The organism is Mesorhizobium sp. WSM4845 (assembly GCF_055811455.1).
The window spans coordinates 1-492 of the sequence record NZ_JBVVQA010000103.1 but is presented as its reverse complement, the minus strand read 5'-3'; the positions used below and the strand labels follow the sequence as shown (position 1 = coordinate 492).

The 492-nt window shown below is 66.3% G+C and carries 1 protein-coding gene; it reads right to left on the bottom strand.

Annotation, left to right across the window (positions count from 1 at the left end):
• Positions 1-492 (bottom strand): zinc-binding dehydrogenase (locus AC0L2C_RS34195; RefSeq protein ID WP_473525535.1); only part of this gene is annotated, 492 nt, incomplete at both ends.

Genomic DNA, 492 nt, shown 5'->3' with positions numbered 1-492 from the left:
GTCGCGGAAGGCGGGTGCCGCACCCGACATTTCGAGGCCGACGTCAAAACCTTCGGTCATGCCGAGCGCCGGCATGATATCGCGCAGCTTTTCCTTCGACGCGTCGACCACATGCTGGACGCCGAGTTTTTTCGCCAGCGCCAGCCGCACCGGGTTGATGTCGGTGATGACCACCTTTCGCGCGCCGACGCACTGCGCCACCAGCGCACCCATGATGCCGATCGGCCCGGCGCCGGTGACCAGCACGTCCTCGCCAACCAGATCAAAGGACAGTGCGGTGTGGACCGCATTGCCCAGCGGATCGAAGATCGCGGCGATCTCGTCGGGCACATCGTCGGGGATCGGCACGACGTTGTGCTGCGGGATCGCCAGATATTCACCGAAGGCGCCGGGCCGGTTGACGCCGACGCCGAGGGTGTTGCGGCACAGATGCCCCCTGCCCGCCCGGCAATTGCGGCAATGGCCGCAGACGATGTGGCCTTCGCCCGAAAC